Source organism: Nocardia sp. NPDC024068 (assembly GCF_040638875.1).
Lineage (GTDB): Bacteria > Actinomycetota > Actinomycetes > Mycobacteriales > Mycobacteriaceae > Nocardia.
On sequence record NZ_JBEZYU010000007.1, the window covers coordinates 20,850 to 41,062 of the forward strand.

At 68.1% G+C, this 20,213-nt stretch carries 21 protein-coding genes; 15 read left to right on the forward strand and 6 right to left on the reverse strand.

Translation table 11 applies throughout. The features are described from left to right. The first annotated feature begins 116 nt into the window (after window positions 1-116). From AB0F41_RS09635 to AB0F41_RS09665, 7 genes are all read left to right on the forward strand, one after another. Window positions 117-647, forward strand: coding sequence for a carboxymuconolactone decarboxylase family protein (locus tag AB0F41_RS09635; RefSeq protein ID WP_357422349.1), 531 nt, complete (start codon window positions 117-119; stop codon window positions 645-647). 4 nt (window positions 648-651) lie between these two features. Continuing rightward, a complete protein-coding gene (locus AB0F41_RS09640) occupies window positions 652-1,914 on the forward strand; it encodes an aromatic ring-hydroxylating dioxygenase subunit alpha (protein WP_357422350.1) in 1,263 nt (420 codons plus the stop codon). Further along, on the forward strand, window positions 1,904-2,239 hold the full coding sequence (locus AB0F41_RS09645; protein ID WP_357422351.1) for a hypothetical protein: 336 nt from the start codon (window positions 1,904-1,906) through the stop codon (window positions 2,237-2,239). The genes AB0F41_RS09640 and AB0F41_RS09645 overlap by 11 nt, the downstream gene beginning before the upstream one ends. Before the next feature lies 1 nt (window position 2,240). Then, a complete protein-coding gene (locus AB0F41_RS09650) occupies window positions 2,241-3,455 on the forward strand; it encodes an amidohydrolase family protein (RefSeq protein WP_357422352.1) in 1,215 nt (404 codons plus the stop codon). Continuing rightward, the gene (locus tag AB0F41_RS09655; protein WP_357422353.1) at window positions 3,439-3,855 is read left to right on the forward strand and encodes a nuclear transport factor 2 family protein; all 417 of its coding nucleotides are present in this window, start codon (window positions 3,439-3,441) and stop codon (window positions 3,853-3,855) included. Before AB0F41_RS09650 ends, AB0F41_RS09655 begins: the two co-directional genes overlap by 17 nt. Window positions 3,856-4,000: 145 nt before the next feature. Beyond that, complete coding sequence (locus AB0F41_RS09660; RefSeq protein WP_357422354.1) at window positions 4,001-5,116, forward strand: acyl-CoA dehydrogenase family protein; 1,116 nt, start codon at window positions 4,001-4,003, stop codon at window positions 5,114-5,116. After that, complete coding sequence (locus tag AB0F41_RS09665) at window positions 5,113-5,985, forward strand: acyl-CoA dehydrogenase family protein (protein ID WP_357422499.1); 873 nt, start codon at window positions 5,113-5,115, stop codon at window positions 5,983-5,985. Before AB0F41_RS09660 ends, AB0F41_RS09665 begins: the two co-directional genes overlap by 4 nt. Window positions 5,986-6,103: 118 nt before the next feature. On the opposite strand, the gene AB0F41_RS09670 is transcribed toward AB0F41_RS09665, so the two are convergent. The 4 genes from AB0F41_RS09670 to AB0F41_RS09685 form a co-directional block, all read right to left on the reverse strand. After that, a complete protein-coding gene (locus AB0F41_RS09670) occupies window positions 6,104-6,646 on the reverse strand; it encodes a hypothetical protein (RefSeq protein ID WP_357422355.1) in 543 nt (180 codons plus the stop codon). 305 nt (window positions 6,647-6,951) lie between these two features. After that, complete coding sequence (locus AB0F41_RS09675; RefSeq protein ID WP_357422356.1) at window positions 6,952-7,461, reverse strand: hypothetical protein; 510 nt, start codon at window positions 7,459-7,461, stop codon at window positions 6,952-6,954. A 204-nt stretch (window positions 7,462-7,665) separates the two neighbouring features. After that, the gene (locus tag AB0F41_RS09680) at window positions 7,666-8,454 is read right to left on the reverse strand and encodes an enoyl-CoA hydratase (RefSeq protein ID WP_357422357.1); all 789 of its coding nucleotides are present in this window, start codon (window positions 8,452-8,454) and stop codon (window positions 7,666-7,668) included. A 123-nt stretch (window positions 8,455-8,577) separates the two neighbouring features. Further along, a complete protein-coding gene (locus AB0F41_RS09685; protein WP_357422358.1) occupies window positions 8,578-9,576 on the reverse strand; it encodes an acyl-CoA dehydrogenase family protein in 999 nt (332 codons plus the stop codon). A 184-nt stretch (window positions 9,577-9,760) separates the two neighbouring features. On the opposite strand from AB0F41_RS09685, the gene AB0F41_RS09690 reads away from it, so the two are divergent. The 8 genes from AB0F41_RS09690 to AB0F41_RS09725 all read left to right on the forward strand — a co-directional run bounded on the left by AB0F41_RS09690 (window position 9,761) and on the right by AB0F41_RS09725 (window position 18,010). Continuing rightward, window positions 9,761-10,417, forward strand: coding sequence for a TetR/AcrR family transcriptional regulator (locus AB0F41_RS09690; protein WP_357422359.1), 657 nt, complete (start codon window positions 9,761-9,763; stop codon window positions 10,415-10,417). Between the two features lie 48 nt (window positions 10,418-10,465). Beyond that, on the forward strand, window positions 10,466-11,314 hold the full coding sequence (locus AB0F41_RS09695) for an acyl-CoA thioesterase domain-containing protein (RefSeq protein WP_357422360.1): 849 nt from the start codon (window positions 10,466-10,468) through the stop codon (window positions 11,312-11,314). Window positions 11,315-11,356: 42 nt separating this feature from the next. Continuing rightward, on the forward strand, window positions 11,357-12,433 hold the full coding sequence (locus AB0F41_RS09700) for a dihydrodipicolinate reductase (RefSeq protein ID WP_357422361.1): 1,077 nt from the start codon (window positions 11,357-11,359) through the stop codon (window positions 12,431-12,433). Between the two features lie 2 nt (window positions 12,434-12,435). Further along, entirely contained in the window at window positions 12,436-12,849 is a 414-nt protein-coding gene (locus tag AB0F41_RS09705; RefSeq protein ID WP_357422362.1) for a nuclear transport factor 2 family protein, read from the forward strand. A 479-nt stretch (window positions 12,850-13,328) separates the two neighbouring features. Beyond that, complete coding sequence (locus AB0F41_RS09710) at window positions 13,329-14,927, forward strand: GMC oxidoreductase (protein ID WP_357422363.1); 1,599 nt, start codon at window positions 13,329-13,331, stop codon at window positions 14,925-14,927. Between the two features lie 244 nt (window positions 14,928-15,171). Next, window positions 15,172-16,455 (forward strand): GDSL-type esterase/lipase family protein, encoded by a 1,284-nt coding sequence (locus tag AB0F41_RS09715; RefSeq protein ID WP_357422364.1) that lies wholly within the window; start codon window positions 15,172-15,174, stop codon window positions 16,453-16,455. 168 nt (window positions 16,456-16,623) lie between these two features. Continuing rightward, window positions 16,624-17,235, forward strand: coding sequence for a hypothetical protein (locus AB0F41_RS09720; RefSeq protein WP_357422365.1), 612 nt, complete (start codon window positions 16,624-16,626; stop codon window positions 17,233-17,235). Window positions 17,236-17,350: 115 nt separating this feature from the next. Then, window positions 17,351-18,010 carry a TetR family transcriptional regulator gene (locus AB0F41_RS09725; RefSeq protein WP_357422366.1) on the forward strand — a complete coding sequence of 220 codons (660 nt, stop codon included), beginning with the start codon at window positions 17,351-17,353 and terminating at the stop codon, window positions 18,008-18,010. 70 nt (window positions 18,011-18,080) lie between these two features. Here AB0F41_RS09725 and meaB read toward each other — a convergent pair whose 3' ends face one another. Beyond that, window positions 18,081-19,001, reverse strand: a complete 921-nt coding sequence (meaB, locus tag AB0F41_RS09730; protein ID WP_357422367.1) for a methylmalonyl Co-A mutase-associated GTPase MeaB — start codon at window positions 18,999-19,001, stop codon at window positions 18,081-18,083. After that, entirely contained in the window at window positions 18,998-20,146 is a 1,149-nt protein-coding gene (locus tag AB0F41_RS09735; protein WP_357422368.1) for a thiolase family protein, read from the reverse strand. Before AB0F41_RS09735 ends, meaB begins: the two co-directional genes overlap by 4 nt. Window positions 20,147-20,213: the final 67 nt, after the last annotated feature.

Sequence of the window (20,213 nt, forward strand, 5' to 3'; positions counted from 1 at the left end):
CAGACCCCGCCGATGCCCACGACCTGCTCGGCAAGCCTTCGCGTTGACTATCCGGCCATCCCGTGGAAATCTGTTATCCGAAAGCGAGAATATCATTCTCATCGAGAGGAGGCGCGATGCGGATACCACCGCTACCCGCGGACCGGTGGGACGAGGAAGTCGACAGCGCGCTGCGGGTGATGCTGCCGCGCCGGTTGCGCAATCCGGAGTCGGCGAGCAACGCTCTGTCGACACTGGTCCGGCACCCCGCGCTGACCAAGGCGTTTCTCACCCTGAACGTCCACCTGCTGTTCCAGTCCTCGTTGCCGGCCCGGCTGCGCGAACTCGCCATCCTGCGGGTCGCGCACCTGCGGGACTGTGTCTACGAGTGGAACCACCACCGCGAGGCCGCACTCGCGGAGGGCATCACCGAACCGGAGATCGAGGCCGTGCGCCGCGGGGAGGCCGAAGCCGGACTCGACCGGCTGATCCTGCGCGCGGTCGACGAAATCGATGAGAAATCGAACCTGACCGACGCGACCTGGGACGCGTTGTGCGCAGAACTCGACGAACACCAGCGGATGGATCTGATCTTCACCATCGGCACCTACAACACGCTCGCCGCAGCCTTCAACACCTTCGGCGTCCGATCCGAGTACGAGAGGTAATCCCTTGGCACACTTCAACAAACCGGCAGCGGGTAGCTGGACCGAGCATTACCCGGACCTGGGCACCGATCCGGTCGACTACAGCGATTCCATCGACCCGCAGTTCTACGAGGACGAGCGCGAGGCGATCTTCAAGCGCACCTGGCTCAATGTCGGCCGCGTGGAACGCCTGCCGCGCAAGGGCAGCTATTTCACCAAGGAACTCTCCTCGGCGGGTACCTCGCTGATCATCGTCCGCGGCAACGACGACGAGATCCACGCGTACCACAATGTCTGCCGCCACCGCGGTAACAAGCTGGTCTGGGACGATTTCCCCAACGAGGAGACCTCGGGCTTCTGCAAACAGTTCACCTGCAAGTACCACGCCTGGCGCTACAGCCTCGAGGGCGAACTGACCTTCGTCCAGCAGGAGAAGGAATTCTTCGGCCTGGACCGCGCCGACTACGGCCTCAAGGATGTGCGCTGCGAGGTGTGGGAGGGGTTCATCTTCATCAACCTCGATCACGACGCCGAACCGCTGACCACCTTCCTCGGCCCGATGATGAAGGGCCTGGAGGGTTATCCGTTCCACGAGATGACCGAGGTGTTCAGCTACAAGGCCGAGGTCGGCAGTAACTGGAAACTGTTCATCGACGCGTTCGCCGAGTTCTACCACGCGCCGATCCTGCATATGAAGCAGGCGGTCAAGGACGAAGCCGACAAACTGGCCGGCTACGGCTACGAGGCCCTGCACTACGAACTGCAGGCCCCGCATTCGATGATCTCCTCCTGGGGCGGGATGGCACCGCCGAAGGACCTGAACATGGTCAAGCCGATCGAGCGCATCCTGCGCAGCGGTCTGTTCGGCCCGTGGGACCGGCCCGATATCGAGGGCCTGGACCCGCTGCCCGCGGGCATCAACCCCGCCGGTCACAAGGCCTGGGGCGTGGACGAATTCGAGATCTGGCCCAACTTCTCCCTGCTGTTCTGGGCGCCGGGCTGGTATCTCACCTATCACTACTGGCCGACCGCGGTGAACAAGCACATCTTCGAGGCCAACCTGTACTTCGTGCCCGCGAAGAACGCTCGGGATCGCCTGGCCCAGGAGCTGGCCGGGGTGACCTTCAAGGAATACGCGTTGCAGGACGCCAACACCCTCGAGGCCACGCAGACGATGATCGCGACCCGCACCGTCACCGATTTCCCGCTCAACGACCAGGAGATCCTGCTGCGCCACCTGCACAAGACCGCTCAGAAGAAAGTCGAGGAGTACCGCAATGGCAACTGAGTCGAAACTGCCTGCCGAATTCGCCGATCTCGCGAAATTCGAGGACTGGATCCTGCCCACCGAGCCCGAGCGCTACGCCAAACGGCTGGCCTCGACGATGCCGGAGATGCAGGAGTTCTACGACGCGGGGATGGCCCGGCTCGAGGATGCCATCGCCTACTGCGACCGGTTCGATCTCGACGATCTGCCCGACGACGCCCGCAATCTGTTCCATCTGATGCAGTCGCTGGTGATGGCCTCCTTCCCGGTGGAGGTGTGGAAACAGCCCCGGGTGCCCGACAGCGGCGCGGCCTACCTGGACATCGTGCGGGAGCCGGTGGTCTGACATGTTGACCCTACGAGCCGCCGGGCTGCTCGACGTGGACACCGGCGAGATCATCCGTCCCGGCATCCTGCGTGTCGACGGCGACAGGATCGTCGGTGTCGGGGGAGAGCCCGAAGGCGAGGTCATCGATCTCGGTGATCTCGTCCTGCTACCGGGTCTCATGGATATGGAGGTGAACCTGCTGATGGGCGGCCGGGGCGAAACCGGCCTCAGCTCGTCGGTGCAGGACGATCCGCCGCTGCGGATGATGCGGGCGGTCGGCAACGCCCGGCGCACCCTGCGCGCCGGGTTCACCACCGTGCGAAACCTGGGCCTGTTCGTCAAGACCGGTGGTTATCTGCTGGACGTGGCGCTGGGCAAGGCGATCGACGCCGGTTGGATCGACGGGCCCCGGATCGTGCCCGCCGGTCACGCCATCACTCCGACCGGCGGCCATCTGGATCCCACGATGTTCTCCGCCTTCGCCCCCGATGTGCTGAAGCTGACCCTCGAGGAGGGTATCGCCAACGGTGTCGACGAGGTCCGCAAGGCGGTGCGGTACCAGATCAAACACGGCGCCCAGCTCATCAAGGTCTGTGTATCCGGCGGCGTCATGTCGCTGACCGGGGCGCCGGGGGCCCAGCACTATTCGACCGAGGAACTGTGCGCGATCGTCGACGAGGCGCACCGCCGCGGTCTGCGGGTGGCCGCCCACACCCACGGCGCGGAGGCCGTCAAGGAGGCCGTCAAGGCCGGGATCGACTGTATCGAGCACGGCTTCCTGATGGATGACGAGGCCATCGATCTGCTGGTTCGCGAGGGCACCTTCCTGGTGCCCACCACGCGACTGGCCGATGCGATGGACGTATCGAAGGCGGCTCCCGAACTCCAGGCCAAGGCGGCCGAGATGTTCCCGCGCGCGCGGACATCGGTGAAGGCCGCCTACGACGCGGGCGTCAAGATCGCGGTCGGCACCGACGCGCCCGCGATCCCGCACGGCCGTAACGCCGACGAACTGGTGGCCCTCGTCGAACGCGGACTCGATCCGCTCACCGTGCTCCGCGCCGCGACGGTCACCGCGGCCGACCTCATCCAGGTCGAGGACCGGGGCCGGCTGGCCGAAGGACTGCTCGCGGACGTGATCGGCGTCCCCGGCGATCCGCTGGCCGATATCACCGTCACCCAGCAGGTGCGGTTCGTGATGAAAGGCGGAAAGGTCTATGGCGGCAACCGATGACATCATCGAGATCCAGCAGTTGCTGGCCCGCTACGCGGTGACCATCACCAAGGGCGATATCGACGGTCTGATCGGCGTGTTCACCCCGGACGGCACCTACAGCGCGTTCGGCGACACCTACACCCTGGATGTGTTCCCCGAACTCGTGGACGCCGCGCCGAAGGGTCTGTTCCTCACCGGGACACCGCTGATCGAACTGGACGGCGACGCGGGCACCGGCACCCAGCCGCTGTGCTTCGTCGAGCACTCCAGCCACGATATGCGGATCGGCTACTACAGCGACACCTACCGGCGCACCGATCGGGGCTGGCGGCTGCGCACCCGGGCCATGACGTTCATCCGGCGCAGCGGCCTGCACGATTCCGGTATCCCGCACGCCTTCGAACGGCCCACCGTATGAGCGGGTCGGGCCCGGAGGCGGCAGCGGAGCGTCACCACGCAGGGCCCCCGCTCATACCCCATGGACACAGCATGAGCGGGTCAGGCCCGGAGGCGGCAGCGGAGCGTCACCACGCAGGGGCCCCGCTCATGCCCATGGACACAGCATGAGCGGGTCGGGGCCGGAGGCGGCAGCGGACGTCGGCGATTTCCGGTCGCGGTTGCGCGCCTGGCTCGACGACAACGACCTCTCCCCCGGACCGGAGAGCGGATTCGACGCCCAGGTCGCGCAACTGGCCCGCGTGCGCCGCGCGCTCTACGACGCGGGCTGGATGCGCTACGGCTGGCCGGAGGCCGTCGGCGGTCTGGGCGGCGAACCGCTGCTGCGGGCCGTACTGGGTGAGGAGATCGCCACCCGCGACCTCGCCGAGCCCGGGATCTATTCCATGATCGAAGTGCTGGCGCCGACGATGATCACCTATGCCCGCCCCGAGCTGGCCGCGGAGATGGTGCCGCGCCTGCTCGACGGTACGGAGCAGTGGTGCCAGGGCTTCTCCGAACCCGGCTCCGGGTCCGATCTCGCCTCGTTGCGGACCAAGGCCGAACCGCGGGGTTCGGACTGGGTGATCAACGGGCAGAAGGTGTGGACCAGCTTGGCGCAGTTCGCCTCCCGCTGTGTCCTGCTCACCCGGACCGGGCCCGGCCACGACGGGATCACCGCGTTCTTCGTCGATATGGACACACCCGGCATCACCGTCCGCCCGCTACGGACCATGCACGGTGTGGACGAGTTCGCGGAAGTGTATTTCGACGATGTGGTGGTCGGCAGCGACCGGATGCTCGGCAACCCGGGTGACGGCTGGCGGGTAGCGATGGATCTACTGCCCTATGAACGCTCCACCTGCTTCTGGCATCGGATCGCCCATCTCTTCACCCGGCTGGACCGGGTGCTGGATCAGACAGCCGCCGGCGACGACGCCGAGCTCGGGGCCGCGTATCTGGCCCTGCACACGGTGCGCTGCCGTTCCCGGGAAACCCAGCGGCGCCTGGCCGCCGGCGCCGCGCTGGGGCCCGACACCTCGATCGACAAGGTGCTGCTGGCCACCGCCGAACAGCAACTGTTCGATACCGCCCGGGATCTGCTGCCCGGGGAGATAGAACTCGACGACACCGCATGGCGTTCGGAATTCCTGTATTCCCGGGCGGCGACGATCTACGGCGGCACCGCCGAGATCCAGCGCAACATCATCGCCCGCCGCCTGCTCGATCTCGGGAAGGAATAAGGGTGGATGCCGCCGAACTGACCCTGCTCACCGATACGCTGCGCAAAACCATGGCCGCGACGCCGGGCGCCGAGCTCTATCCCGCGCTGTGCGCGCTGGGCTGGCACGAATTGCTGACCGGCGCGGAGACCGCGGATATCGCTGTCCCGCTGGTCTTCCGGTTGCTCGGCGAAACGGGCACGCACGCCCCGTTGATCAACGATGTGGTCGCGCACGCGGCCGGGCGGCCGTTCGGTGAGACTCCCCCGCTGCCCTTCACCGGCGGAAGCCGGGTGCGCTGGAACACCGAAGCCGTTCCCGGTGGTGATCTCCTCGACCCCGAACTGCCGTTGGCACGTATCGGCGGCACCGCCGAACCGCCCCTCGCCGTCGAGCTGCCACTGGCTCCGGCGCGGCGTGCGCTCGGCTGGTGGCTGACCGGCTCGTCGCGGGCCATGCTCGCCCTGGCCCGGACCCATGCGCTGGAGCGGCAGCAATTCGGCAGGCCGGTCGCCGGTTTCCAGGCGATCCGGCACCGCCTCGCGGAGACGCTGGTCGCCATCGAAGGCGCCGAAGCCACCCTCGCGCTCACCCCGGGCGACGCACACCATCCGGCGCATCCCGATATCCAGCGCTCGCATCCGGAGGAGTCCGACGCGCTCGGGGCGCTGCTGGCCAAGGCGGCGGCGGGCCGTGCGGCGCTGCTGACCGCGCGGCACTGCCAGCAGGTGCTCGGCGGTATCGGTTTCACCGCCGAACACGAATTCCACCGGCATTACCGGCGGGTGCTGGTGCTGGACGGATTACTGGGCAGCGCCCGGGAACTCACCCGTGAAGCGGGCGCGACGCTGCGCGATCTCGGATACGCCCCCCGCCTCGCGCATCTCTGACCCCGTGCCGATCCACTCCGCCCTGGCGGCGCTCCAGGGTGGGGATCGCCGGGCCGCCCGGTACAACGACGCCTGCGCGGCGTTCCGGCCACCGGGCGCCGGTTTCAGGCCGGGGTGCTCAGGCGCAGGCCTGAGAGGTACCCCCGGATATCGCGACCAGCCCGCACATCGTGGTGGCCGCGATCTTCCATCCGTCCGGCTCCCGGACGGCATGACCGAGTTGGTTGGTCACCACCGGATTACCGGAGATGTTCAGGGTGAAACGCAGTTCCGCACTGCTGGAATCGAGCAACGTCACATCGGAGATCTGCACCGTGGTGAGCGCGGTGCGAATGTGACTGACCATACCGCCGATCTCGGTCTCGAAATCCTCGCCCCGTTCGACCAGCGCTATCCGGTCCGCGGTCGAGGTGGCGGGAGCGAAGAAGGTGTCGTAGACGCCTCCGATCGCGGCGGCCGCCGCCGCCGGCGAATCCGATACGGCGGCACCGGCCCCGGGATTCTCCGGTCCCGCGACCGCCACCTCCTTCGGTACCTCGGTCGCCGGTAGTACATAACAGTTGTCGGGGCCGAAGAAATTGCCGCAGCCGGTGATCGCGCTCAGGGAGAGCGCGACCCCGCAGGCCGCGGCGGCTCGGACCACCCGGCGTCTTCGTGACATCTATCCGTCTTTCTGGAGAGTGGTGGTATGCCGCCCGGGAAACGACATTTCCACGGGCGCAGCGGAGTTTAGCCCGAGACCTACCGGGGTACGGGCCGATTCGAGGCTTTGACCGGATGGATATCCGGTAAATATCCGGGCGCGCGAAACCGGGCGGCCGGCGGCGGCCGGATGGCCTATCGATACTGCGCAACCGATACGACACATCCGGCCACCGCCGGACCCCCACCGCGGAACACCCGCCCCACGGAGGGTCGACGCCCCGACCCCGAGGAGGCGGCGAGGTACGGACACCCGCAGGGGTGTCAGCTACACGCGGGAACCGCCTGCCCGCTGCCCTGGACCGCCAGCAGCGCACAGAAGGTCATCGCGGCGACCTTCCAGGTATCGCCCTCCTTGAGCGCCTGTCCGGACTGGTCCGGCAGCACCGGATTTCCACCCAGCAACAGGGTGTAGGTGACATCGGCGGTCTTGTCGTCGACGAGCTGGACGGCCGACACGGTCACACTGGTGCCGGAGGCCCGGGGGTCGGTTGCCATTCCCTCCAGGAACGGTTTGAATGCGTCGCCCTTCTCGACCAGCCCGGCCCGCGTCGCGGGCGGGGCGGTGCCGTCGAAGAAGGTGACATAGGCGTCGGTGATCGCCTTCTCGGTTTCCGCCGAAGCGGTGGCCGGGGCGGCGGAACTGGTGGCGGCCGGGGCGGAGGTGGCCGCGGCGGCGTCCTCCTCGGAATCACCGCAACCGATGACGGCGGTGGCGGTGAGTGCCATCAGGCCGATGAGAGCGGCGGTACGCCGCGTTCTGCTGGAGCGCATGACGGAAACCTTTCCGATGGGCACTTCGTCACCGAATTGTCCATCCGGGGAAATTCAGAAACAGGGTCCCGGGCCGTCGTAATTCGGTTACGCTGCCCGTGTCAGAAAGAATCCCTGATCGCCGGTTTCCTCCGCGGCGCTGAGTTTCTCTTCGATATAGGGGGATCGTCACCGCGGCGAACGGGACGATCCCCCTATCGACATCTACTTGATGTTCGTCTTCATCTGTTCCAGGTCGACCAGGATCGGATATCCGTTCACACTCAGGGCATTTCCGTGCCCGGTCGAGTGAATATCGAAAACCGACTGGATCGCGGCATAGAATCCCTGGACGTCGAGGGTCTGGTTGACCGCCCGCTTCGCCTGCCGCAGCCCGAAGGGCGGCATCTTGGCGATCTGCGCGGCCAGCTCCGCGGTTTTGGCCGGCAGCTCCTCGAGCGGCACGACCGTATTGACCATACCCGCCTGCTCCGCCTCGGCGGCCGTGACAGCCCGCCCGGTGAACAGGATCTCCTTGGCCTTGCGATGGCCGAGTTCCCAGGTGTGACCGTGGTATTCGACCCCGCCGATACCCATCATCGCGACGGGGTCCGAGAACAGCGCGTTATCCGCGGCGATGATCAGATCACACGGCCAGCACAGCATCAGACCGCCCGCGATACAGCGGCCCTGCACCGCGGCGATGGACGGTTTCGGAACGTTGCGCCATCGCAGCGTGTATTCCAGATACCGGCGGCTCTCGGTCTGATAGATCCAGTCGAGCGTGATCTTCTCCGGTGCGGGCCAGCTGGCGTCTTTGAGATCGTGGCCGGCCGAGAAATGTTTTCCGGCCGCATTCAATACGATCACCACGACATCGTCATCGGTCGCGGCCCGGGTCCAGGCGGCGTCCAATTCGTCCAGCAGCGCCGAATTCTGCGCATTGGCCGCCTCGGGGCGGTTCAGGGTGATCGTCGCGATCTTATCGGCGACCGTGTAGTCGATATACGACAAAACAGTGCTCCTCGGTTCCGGGACGCACCGGGGGCGAACCCGATGCTCGTATTCCGTTTACTGCGCCATCCGGCGCCGGGTGGGTCCGGCGGCGGCGCGGGCGCGATCCCATGATGTCGCCGATCACCGCCGGGACGCACGGTGCTCGGCGGCCACCACAGCGCGATGCACGGCGGCACCACCGAACAGCAGTTCGCCGGCCTTGGCCCGTTTGATCGCGAACTGCAGATCGTTTTCCCAGGTGAATCCCATGGCCCCGAACAACTGCACGCCGTGCCGGAACACCAGTGACTGGCATTCGCCCGCGGCGGCCTTGGCCATGGCCGCCGCCAGGGTGCGGCGGGAATCGTTCTCCGCCAGGCACAGTGCCGCGAAGTAGGCGAGCGCCCGGGCCCGCTCGATGGCGATATGCATATCGGTGGCCTTGTGCTGTACCGCCTGGAAGGCGCCGATCGCGGTATCGAACTGCCGCCGCGTCCGCACATGGTCCAGAACGAGGTCCAGCACCCGCTGGCAGGCGCCCACCGTGGTCAGCGCCAAACCCGTCAGGGCGAGCTGGCGGGCGCGCACCGGGTCTCCGGTACCGCGGTCCCCGTCGGTCACCCGCACCGCGTCGAAGGTGACGTCGGCGATATGCAGGACCGGATCGAATACCGCGGCCCGGCGGGTCGTCACCGCGTGCGCGGGGACCAGGAACACACCCGCCTCGGTGACCACGGCGAGGCGATCGCAGCGGTCGCCGTCGAGGACCTGCCGGGCCGTGCCGTTGAGCAACCAGCCGTCACCGTCACGGGTGGCGGTGACACCCTCGAAGACGGCGGCGCCGGTACCGTCCGCGGCGGCGGACTCCCCCGCCAGCGGCGCGAACTGGGTCATCGTGGCGAGATAGGGCGTCGGGTCGGTGGCCCGGCCCAGCCCTTCCAGGACGATTCCGAGTTCGACGGCCGCCTCCGGTTCGAGGAGTTCGGTCCAGCCGAGTTCGACATAGGTCTTCCAGAGCCGGCCGGAGTCCGCACCGGCGTCGACGATCTCGCGGATGACAGACGGCGGGCACTCCTTGGCCGTGACTTCCCGGACCGTATCGCGCAGCAGCCGTTGATCGGCATCGAACTCGAAGAGCATCCGGGCTGCCTCCTGTTGGCGGGGTTGCGTTACGTTCAGGAGAATAGCATTCTCTTGAGATGAAATTAAGAGTCTCCTCACGGGTGCGAACACGCCACGTGCCTGCCCAGACATGGGACGTTCTCCGGTACAGTGCACTCATGTTCTCCACAGATGGGATCGATGGGATCGGACGGGCCGCCCGGTGACCAGTCCGAGCGAAGAACCGGCCTGGAAGCAGCGCGCCGTCGAGCGCTCCATTCGCACTGCCAAATTACGCGCCGAACAGCGGGTGCAGCGCTTCCTCGATGCCGCCCAGGCGATCATCACCGAGAAGGGCACCACCGATTTCACGGTCCAAGAGGTCGTGGATCGGTCGAAGCAGTCCCTGCGCAGCTTCTACCTGCAGTTCGACGGTAAACACGAACTGCTGCTGGCCCTGTTCGAGGATGCCCTGAGCCGCACCGCGGACCAGATCCGCGCGGCGGTGGCCGGCAAGGACGATGCGCTGGACCGGCTACAGCTCGCCGTGGAACTGCTCTACGAGCTCTGCCGCCCGGACCCCACCGCACAGCGCCCGCTGTTCACCGATTTCGCGCCGCAACTGCTGGTGAGCCATCCGGCGCAGGTGAAAGTGGCGCACGCGCCACTGGTCACGCTGTTCATCGAGCTGATGATCGATGCCGACGAGGCCGGATTGCTGCGCGCGGAGATCAACCCGCGACGGATGGCGGCCATGGTCATGCAGACGGTCATGTTCACCGCCCAATCCAACGGCGGAATCGACGACGAGACGGCCCACCCGATCTCGGCCGAGGAGATCTGGGAGTTCTGCGCCCGCGGGTTCAGCCGGACGACATAGCGGAGAATAGCGTTCTCCAAATCAGAGATACGGGTTTACACTCGCTGTATGCCTGATCTCTGGACCGATCTCCTCGCCTGCATGGACCTCCGCCTGCGCCCGTCCGCGCCGCATACCGGTGACGACGCGCCGGAGCCGGACCCGCAAGCCACTCTGTCGGTGTTCGAGGGCCCCAATCAGCAGCTGGAGTACCACCGGCTCTTCGGCGGTCAGCTGCTGGCGCAGTTCCTGCGCGCCGCGGTTTTCGCCTGCCCGGACAAAACCGTCAAATCCGTCCACGTGATCTTCGCGCGCGAGGGCAAGAGCGACGCACCGGTCTACTACGTGGTGCAGCCCCAGCACCGCGGCCGCTCGTTCGCCACCCTGACCATCGTCGCGCGCCAGAAGGGCGATGTGATCGCCACGGCGCTGGTGTCGATGACGGCGATGGAGGAGGGCCGCGAGAACCAGGAGATCGCCGCGGTACCGGCGGTACCGGACGCCGACCGGCGGGTGGAAATCGGCCTGATCCCCTGGGAGACAAGGTCGCTCACCGACCTCGAGGACAAGAACGCCGGACCCGCCGAATACGACCTGTGGATGCGCACCCCGGAGGTCGGCGAGGAACTGGCGCCGGGACTGGTGGCCTACGCCTCGGATCTGAACGTGATCGGCACGGTGCTGCGCCCGGTGGAGGGTTTCGATCACAGCGGCAACGGGACCGAGTTCACCTCGGCCACCACCTCGCACACCCTGTGGTTCCATCGCCCGTTCCGCAGTGACGATTGGCTACTGCTGCGGCACAGCGGCCTGGTCATGGCCCATGGACGCGCCTTCGGCCGCGGCGATGTACTCACCGCCGACGGCACCCTGGTGGCGTCGTTCGCCCAGGAAGCCCTGCTGCGCTTCCGGCCCTGACATTCCGCCGCCCGGTCCCCCGCACTACGGACAGAGAGCCCGATGGACCCGAAACCCCGCACTACTCCCACCACCCTGGACTCCGCCGCGGGTCACCGGGTGGCGCAATGGGCGACCGGCACCATCGGCGCCCGGGCGCTGCGCGCCGTCGTCACACATCCGGAACTCACGCTGGCGGGCCTGTATTCGCACAACCCGGACAAGCACGGCCGCGACGCCGCCGAACTCTGCGGCCTGGACACCCCGACCGGCATCCGGGCCACCGGCGATATCGGCGAAATCCTGCGTGACCCACCGGATTGCGTGCTGTACATGCCGCAGACCCCGGATATCGACGAGGTCTGCCGGATCCTGGCGGCCGGAACGAATATCGTCACCACCTGCGGCCTGTTCCACCATCCGGGCAGTATGGATCCCGAGGTCCGGGCCCGGGTGGAGGCGGCCTGTGCGAGCGGGGGCACCTCGATCCACAGCACCGGCAGCAGCCCCGGGTTCATCACCGAGGCCGTCCCGCTGGTCCTGTCCTCGATCCAGCGGCGCCTGGATCTGCTCACCATCGAGGAATACGCCGATCTGTCCCGGCGCGATTCGCCCGCGATCCTGTTCGACATCATGGGATTCGGCAGTCCACCGGGCGATTTCGCCCAGTGGCGGCTCGACCATCTGCGCAACAGTTTCGGGCCGTCACTACGTCTGCTCGCCGACGGTATCGGGCTGCCGCTCGATACGGTCACCGCGTCCGGTGAAGTCGCCACCGCCGGGCATACTTTCGAGATCGCCGCGGGGACCATCCCCGCGGGAACCGTGGCCGCCCAGCGCATTACGATCACCGGCATCCGGCAGGGCCGGGCCGTGGTGCGTTTCCAGGCCATCTGGCACTGCGGCGCGGACGCGGAGACCGGCTGGGATATCCGGCCGACCGGCTGGCACCTCTCGGTCGAGGGCGACGCGCCGCTGGAGATCGATATGGTCTTCCCGTTCCCGCTCGACCAGATGGCCCAGCACTCCCCCGCGTACACCGCCAACCGCGCCGTGAACGCCGTCCGCCACGTCTGCGCGGCGCCGCCGGGTATCCGCACGGTACTGGATCTGCCACCGATCACCGCGACCCTGGGATGACGATGAACGACCACGAGGCGCTGCGCAGCCTGAAAGGGCGCTATTTCCGCACCATGGACACCAAGGACTGGGCCGGTTTCCGCCGGGTGTTCCACGATGACGTCGTCATCGATGTCTCCGGTTCGGGTGGGGAGGTCATCACCGGCGCCGATACCTTCCTGGCCTTCCTCACCGACCGGATCGGTGAGGTGATCACCGTCCACCACGGTCATACTCCCGAGCTCGAGGTGTCCTCGGCGACCGAGGCCACCGGTATCTGGGCGATGGAGGACCGGCTCATCTGGCCCGACGGCAGCCGGCTGCACGGCTTCGGCCACTACCACGAGACCTACGTGAAGGTCGACGGCAGCTGGCTCATCCGCTCGTCCCGGTTGACCCGGCTGCATATGGACTTCCGGCCCGCGAACGGTTCCTGAGACGCCGCCCGGCGCGTCTGTGCCGGGTCACAAGTTATTGTCGAAAGTCTTGGTTCCGGACCCGAAAATGCCGCACCGGACCGCTCACCGCGTCGAATCGACCGTTCACCGCAGCCCACCGCGCATCCACCGATGATCGTTACCGCGCAGTAATTTTCGACTGTGGCGCTCGCTACCTTCTACGAGCGATGTCGTACACCTCACAGACCTCGCCGACGCTCCGCCATCACCTCGGCGGTCTCCGAGCGCTCACGGTCCTCGCCGGTCGAGCGGCCCACCAGGCCGCGGCAGATCGGCACCCGCTCCCGGGTATCCGACGCCCGCTGAGTGCACCCCTCGCATACGCCTGATACCGGCCACAGCACCGGCTTCGGGATCACCGCCGGCAACAGCCCGGTGTGCGCCGCCGGCCCAGCGACCCGGCCGAGGCCGCGTTCGTATGCGGGCCGAACCGATACCTCGCACCCGAAAGTTCGTATATGCCCCAGCTCTCGCGCCGATCACTGCTGACCGGTCTCACCGTCGGCGGCGCCGTCCTCGCCGGCTCCCACCTTTCGCCCGCGCGAGCGGAGGCCGCGCCACAGGGCGGCGGCAGTGTTCCGCTCACCCGAGAGGAACATCGCGTCGTGGTGGTGGGGTCCGGGTTCGGTGGCGGCGTGAGCGCGTTGCGGCTGGCGCAGGCCGGGGTACCGGTCACGGTGCTCGAACGTGGACTGCGCTGGCCCACCGGGCCCGATTCCGAGACATTTCCCCGCGCGTCGGCGCCGGACAAGCGGCTGCTGTGGTGCCGGTCCAGTCCCAACCTGTTCGGGCAGCCGCTGCTGTTCGAGCCCTACACCGGTCTGGTCGAAGCCGTCCAGGGGACCAATATGACCGCGTTGTGCGCGGCCGGCCTCGGCGGCGGATCGCTCGTCTATCAGGGCATGTCGCTGCAACCCACCGAGGACGTGTTCAACACCCATTTCCCGCAGGAACTGGACTGGGCGCTGATGGACCGGGTGCACTACCCCCGGGTGGCGAAGATGCTCGGCCTCGCCGAAGCCCCCGACGAACTGATCGCCTCCGAGAACTACCGGGTGGCCCGGCTGTTCGCCGATCGCGCCCGCGCGGCCGGGCTTCCCGTATCCAAGATCCCGATGCCCATCGACTGGGACTACGCCCTGGCCGAGCTACGCGGCGAGATGAAACCCTCCTACACCAACGGCGACGGCGCCATGGGCGTCAACAACGGCGGCAAACATACCGTCGACGTCACCTATATCGCCGCCGCCGAGGCCACCGGACGAGTGCGGGTGGAAACCCTGCACGAGGTCACCGATGTCGAACGGGCGGCGGACGGCCGGTGGATCGTGCACGTCCGGCGGCTCGACACCACCGGTGCCGTCGTGGAACACAAGATCCTGACCACCACCGCGCTGATCATGGCCGCGGGCAGCCTCAATACGACCCGGCTGCTGGTCCGCGCCGCCGCGACGGGCCTCATCCGCGATCTGCCCGACGGTCTCGGCGGCGGCTGGGGCACCAACGCCGACCGGATCTACGTCTGGACCGACCCCTCCGCCGAATTCGGCGCGCCCCAGGGTGGCCCCGTCGTCTACGGCAGCAAGAACTGGGACGACCCGGAGGCGGCGTTCACCGTCATCCAGGCCTCCATCCCGCCCCTGTCGCTGGACCCCCGCAGCACCATCATGGTCGGCTACGGCGTCAGCCGGGGCCGGGGCACCTTCACCTACGACGCCACCCGTCAGGACGCCGTGCTGCACTGGCCCGCCGACGGCGATACCGCCATCCAGAACAACTTCATCGATCCCGCGGTCCGCAGAATCGCCGGACCCGACGGCATGCTGCTCGACACCAATGCCCTGTTCCCCTCCACCTGGCATCCGCTCGGCGGCGCCGGTATGGGCCCGGTCTGCGATCTCGACGGCCGTGTCCACGATCAACCCGGCCTCTACGTCCTCGACGGCGCCCTCATGCCCGGCAACACCGCCGCCTGCAACCCTTCGATGACCATCGCCGCCGTCGCCGAACGCGCGCTGGACAATATCGTCGCCCGCGATATCGGCAGCCTCATCTGAAGCGGATCGCCGCCGAGGGGTCCACGGCGCGGAGTCCACGGCGCGGCGAAACGCGGATGCGCCCGCTGCGCTTTTACGGTGACCGCGCATCCATGCACCTGCACCGAAGCGCGCCGCTACCACAACCGACACCGTCAGCCGCCCCGGCAGACGGCAGAAGACAAGGGGTGACTCGACGTTGAGAACCACGAATTCAGGCTCGCCGTACCGACTGTCCGCGACCGCACCCGCAGCCGTGGCGGCCGTGACCGCGGCTGCCGTCGCGATGACGGTGCTGACGGGCTCGGCGCCCGCGGTGGCGCAACCCGATGATCACCACTGCGGCGGCGACCGTTTCGTCGCTTCGTGGACGGCGAGTCCCACCGATTCGCTGACCCCGGTGGACGCGGCCGGTACCCCGGTGCCCCTGGCGGTCGACGATCAGACGTTCCGCATGGTGGTCACACCGCACTTCGGCGGAACGCAGGTCCGTCTGCACCTGACCAACCGGTTCGGGGCGAGTCCGGTCACCTTCGCCGAGGTCACCGTGGGCGAACAGACCGAGGGCGCGGCCGCGACCGGTATCCACGCGGTTGCCTTCGGCGGCAGCCGGTCGGTCACGGTGCCCGCCGGCGGCGATATCGTGAGCGACCCGCTGCCGTTCCCGGTGACCGCCGCGCGGCCGCTGGCCGTCAGCATTCACGTCGCCGGCCCGGCCGGACCACCGACCAAGCACTGGAACGCCAACGCGACCTCCTATTACGCGCCTCCGGGCAGCGGAAACCTCACCGGGCACCCGGAGCCCGACCGGTTCACCGCACGAACCGGGTCGTGGTTCTACATCCACGCGCTGGACGTGCTCGCTCCCGCGGGCACCCATACCGTGGTGGCGTTCGGTGACTCCATCACCGACGGATTCGTCGGCAGCACACCCGTGGGTGTCCCGGTCGACCGCGCGGTCGCCGATACCGACAGCCGCTACCCGGATTTCCTGCAGCGCCGGCTCGACGCCGCGGGGATTCCGGTGTCGGTCGTCAACGCGGGCATCGGCAGCAACCGGGTTGTCACCGGGGGCGAGCCGTTACTGTTCGGGCCCAGTGCCGTCGCCCGCTTCGAGCGGGACGCGTTGCACCAGGCCGGTGTCAGCGGGGTCCTGGTGCAGGAGGGGATCAACGACCTCGGGCTACCGCCGCCTGCCACCGCGGCCCAGGTGATCGCCGGATACGAGCAGCTGATCGACGCCGCCCGCCGGGCCGGGAAGAAGATCTGGCTGGGGACCCTGCTGCCCGCCTCCGACGCGGTGGTCGACGGAGTCCTGCTCACCCCGGACAGCGAAAAGCACCGGCAGGAGATCAACACCTGGATCCGGACCCAGCGGCACGCGGACGGCATCGTGGATTTCGATGCCGCACTGCGGGATCCGGGCAACCACTCGGTTCTGCGGTCCGACCTGTCGAGCCCGGACCGGCTCCACCCCAACCCGGCGGGCTATCGCGCGATGGCCGATGCCGTCGAACTGTCCACGATTGCCCGGCATCCCACCTGCTGACGCCGGGGGAGGCCGGGACTCGGCACGCGGGCCGGGTGCCGCCGGGGCAGTAACATCGTTACTATGTAACGGACGACCTCGCTCGTACTCAGCCGAGCCGAGTCCGCGAGCCGGCCGCGTTCGAATCGAGCCGGGACTCTCGCGATAGGAAGCGGAGGGGGAGCGCACATGGAACCGGACACCGATATCGGCAGGCCGGCGATCCACCGGCTGCGGCGGCAATTCGCCGGCCTGACGGCACATACCGTCGACGGCGCGGCGATCCTGGCCGAGTTCTTGGATCCACCGGCCGATCCGAGAAGTATCCGGTCCAGACTCGCCGCGGCGAGTCGCGCCGGGGCGAAGGACGCTCGCGCCCTCCGCGCCAACACCGCCTCCGAGGACATGGATCTGCCGCGCCGGGCGGATCTGTACCGCCTGGCCTACCTTCTCGAATTCACCGTCGAACATATGGAGGTCACCGGCGATTTCGCCGCTGGGCACGACATCATCGCGCTACCCGACGAACTGCTCATCGCCGTCGAGGCGATACAGGACTGCACGCGCGCGGCGCACCGATTCGTCGGCACCACCCTCGGCGATCGTCGCGCGCGGGACCGCATCGCGGTATCGGCGCCGGCCGAATTCGCCGCGAGCACCTCGACCGGACCGTTCCACAGCACCGCGGGCCGTTCGGGTTTCGACCTGACCATCGAGGAGGTCGGCGAAGGTATCGGTCATATCGCTCGCTGCCTGGGGCAGGTCGCGAAGCTCCTGCCGGTCGTCGACACGCTGGCCTGATCGAGACCCTGCACCGGCGGCCGGCTCGGGACCGTGACCGGCGAACCGGACACCAGCGCCCACGAACGACCTAGTCTTGAGGATCCCGGCCGCCACCCCGAAGGATCCGACCACTATGCAGCGCCGCAGCGAAGCCGCATCCGCGGAGCAGATCATCGTCGTCGTCCAGGAGATGCTGGAATCGCAGGGTTACGCCGCTGTCCAGCTCAGAGCGGTGGCGCGGCGCGCCCACGTTTCCCTGGCGACCGTCTACAAGAGTTTCGCCACCCGCGACGAGCTGATCGTGACCGCGGTCGAGCGGTGGATGGCGGTCAACAATTTCTCCCCGGCCGCGCCCACACCCGACGGGGAGAACCCGCGCTCCGGGCTGGTCCGCATCCTCCGTCATATCCTCGCGCCCTGGGAAACGCATCCCCGCATGCTCGAGGCCTACCACCGCGCACGGCTGGGCCCCGGCGGCCGCAGACTCGACGAACGAGCGATCAGCGAGGTGCTCCCGGCGATCTCCGCGCTGTTCGCCGGAGCGGAACCCGACTACGTCAGCGATGTGGGATTGATCCTGTCCAATATGATCTACGCCCTGATCGGGCGATTCGTCGACGGCGCCCTCGAGGTCACCGAAATCCTGCCCGCGCTGGAGCGCACCGTGATCCGGCTGACGAGCGATAACGAGGCACCGAGCAACTCCGGCGCCGCGCGCCTGTCGCAGCCCGAATCCGATACGGTGGTCGACGCGTCGCTCGCGGGGCCCTACGGCCCGAAGAGGCCGTCGTAGACCGACTTCATCCGCGCCCACAGTCGGCAGGTTCGGCGAGGGCTTCCCCGCGGCCACGGATCTCCAGCGCCTACTTGTCGACGGTACCGAGTTCCGCGGGTCGAGGCGCCAGCAATTCCGCCGCGGTGTAGGGGTCGCACTGCCCGGCCGCCACGGCAGCGGCGAGGTCATCCAGTTCCGGATGCGCCCGGAGCCTGCTGTGGGCCAGCGACAGGATCTGCGATCTCGCGCGCGCGGCCCGGCGATCCCGGCTGTCGGCGCGGTGATGTTCGTCGACGGCCGCGACCAGTTCCGGTATCCCGGTGCCGTCGGAGGCGACCGTGGTCAGGATCGGGACATCGGATTCGGCGCGCAGTTCCCGGACGGTCTGATCGGCGCCGGGACGGTCGGCCTTGTTCACGACCAGCAGATCGGCCACTTCCAGCAGCCCCGCCTTCGCGGCCTGTACGGCGTCACCCGCCCCCGGCGTGAGCACCACCACCGTCGGATCCGCGACCGCGGCGATCTCGATCTCCGATTGCCCCACGCCCACCGATTCGACGACGACCAGGTCGTAGGACAGCGCGCCCAGCAACCTGATCGCCGCGGGCACCGCCGCCGACAACCCGCCCAGGTGGCCACGGGTGGCCATCGAGCGGATCAGCACCTGCGGATCGTCGATATGGGCGGCCATCCGGATCCGGTCACCGAGCAACGCACCGCCGCTGTAGGGCGAGGACGGGTCCACGGCCAGCACCGCCACCCGCAACCCTTGCGCGCGGTAGGCCGTGACCACCGCCGCGACGGTGGTGGATTTACCCGCGCCCGGAGGGCCGGTGAGGCCGACGACGCGGATGACCGCGGGCGCCAGCAGTTCCAGCACCTCGGCCCGGCGCGATCCTTCGACCAGGGTGAGCAGGCGGCCCGCCGCGCGCACCGATCCGGCACGCGCGGCGGCGATCAGTTCCGCCGGGGAGCGTCCACCGTCCCCGGCGGAACCGTTCACGCTCACGGCGCGGCGACCTCGAGCACCGTCGCCGAACCCATACCGCCGCCGGCGCACATGGCGACGATCGCCAGGCCGCCACCGCGGCGGCGCAGTTCGTGGATCGTGGTGACGATCATGCGGGCGCCGGTGGCCGCGACCGGATGCCCGAGCGAACAACCGCTGCCGTTCACGTTCACCAGTTCGGGGTCCAGGTCCAGTGCCCGGATCGCGGCGATCGGCACCGAGGCGAAGGCCTCGTTGATCTCGAACAGCTTGACCTCGCCCAGCGAGATCCCCGCTTTACGGGCGGCCTTGGTGATGGCCTCGATCGGCGCCAGCCCGGTATCGGCGGGGTCCACGCCCACCGAGGCCCAGGACCGGATGGTGGCCAATGCGGGCAGACCCAGGTCGTCGCTGGCGACGGTGAGCAGGGCGGCGCCGTCGTTGGCCCCGGCGGCGTTGCCGGCGGTGATCGAGAATCCCTCGATCTCCGGGTGCAGGACCTTCAGCGAGGCCAGCTTCTCCAGGGTGGTGGTGCGGCGGGGGTGCTCGTCCACCGCGAATTGGCCGAACGGCGTATCGATGGGCACCACCTCGTCGGCGAACCGGCCCTCGTCGATCGCCGCGATCGCGTGGCGATGCGACCGCAGTGCCCAGGCGTCCAGTTCCTCCCGTGAGATCCCGGATTTCACCGCCGCGTTCCAGCCGACCGTGATGGACATGTCCAGGTTCGGCGCGTCCGGCCGGTCCGGATGCGAGGGCGAGGTCCACGGATCGACCCATTCGTCGGGGCCCACCCGGAACCGCGATTTGGGCGCGGTGGAATCGGCGTTCACCCCACCCGCCAGCACCAGCCGGTCCATCCCCGCCCGGATACCCGCCGCCGCGGTCTGCACGGCGGCCATTCCCGCCGCGCAGTGCCGGTTGTGCGCCAGACCCGGCACACCGGTGAGCCCGGCGGTGACGGCCGCGTGCCGCGCGATCACCCCGCCGCCGTACCGCCCCTCACCCAGGATCAGGTCATCGATGGGGGCGTCGGTTTCCAGCTGTTTGGTGGTCGACTCGACCACGTGGTGCGCAAGGTCGAATGCGGTGGTTTCGCGCAGGGTTCCCTTCACGGCGGTCCCGATCGGGGTGCGCAGCGCGGATACGATCACGGCTTCGGGCATCAGTTCTCTCCAGTTTCCGCCACGTCGACGATCTTGCCTATATACATGAGAATAGTATTCTCTCAAT

Bases quoted from the DNA above. Each gene is read 5' to 3' on its own strand.
- AB0F41_RS09705 (WP_357422362.1), top strand. From the start codon at position 12,436: ATGAACGACCACGAGGCGCTGCGCAGCCTGAAAGGGCGCTATTTCCGC.
- AB0F41_RS09725 (WP_357422366.1), top strand. From the start codon at position 17,351: ATGCAGCGCCGCAGCGAAGCCGCATCCGCGGAGCAGATCATCGTCGTC.
- AB0F41_RS09720 (WP_357422365.1), top strand. From the start codon at position 16,624: ATGGAACCGGACACCGATATCGGCAGGCCGGCGATCCACCGGCTGCGG.
- AB0F41_RS09650 (WP_357422352.1), top strand. From the start codon at position 2,241: ATGTTGACCCTACGAGCCGCCGGGCTGCTCGACGTGGACACCGGCGAG.
- AB0F41_RS09675 (WP_357422356.1), bottom strand. From the start codon at position 7,461: ATGCGCTCCAGCAGAACGCGGCGTACCGCCGCTCTCATCGGCCTGATG.
- AB0F41_RS09685 (WP_357422358.1), bottom strand. From the start codon at position 9,576: ATGCTCTTCGAGTTCGATGCCGATCAACGGCTGCTGCGCGATACGGTC.
- AB0F41_RS09670 (WP_357422355.1), bottom strand. From the start codon at position 6,646: ATGTCACGAAGACGCCGGGTGGTCCGAGCCGCCGCGGCCTGCGGGGTC.
- AB0F41_RS09635 (WP_357422349.1), top strand. From the start codon at position 117: ATGCGGATACCACCGCTACCCGCGGACCGGTGGGACGAGGAAGTCGAC.
- AB0F41_RS09655 (WP_357422353.1), top strand. From the start codon at position 3,439: ATGGCGGCAACCGATGACATCATCGAGATCCAGCAGTTGCTGGCCCGC.
- AB0F41_RS09645 (WP_357422351.1), top strand. From the start codon at position 1,904: ATGGCAACTGAGTCGAAACTGCCTGCCGAATTCGCCGATCTCGCGAAA.
- AB0F41_RS09735 (WP_357422368.1), bottom strand. From the start codon at position 20,146: ATGCCCGAAGCCGTGATCGTATCCGCGCTGCGCACCCCGATCGGGACC.
- AB0F41_RS09710 (WP_357422363.1), top strand. From the start codon at position 13,329: ATGCCCCAGCTCTCGCGCCGATCACTGCTGACCGGTCTCACCGTCGGC.
- AB0F41_RS09695 (WP_357422360.1), top strand. From the start codon at position 10,466: ATGCCTGATCTCTGGACCGATCTCCTCGCCTGCATGGACCTCCGCCTG.
- AB0F41_RS09660 (WP_357422354.1), top strand. From the start codon at position 4,001: ATGAGCGGGTCGGGGCCGGAGGCGGCAGCGGACGTCGGCGATTTCCGG.
- AB0F41_RS09700 (WP_357422361.1), top strand. From the start codon at position 11,357: ATGGACCCGAAACCCCGCACTACTCCCACCACCCTGGACTCCGCCGCG.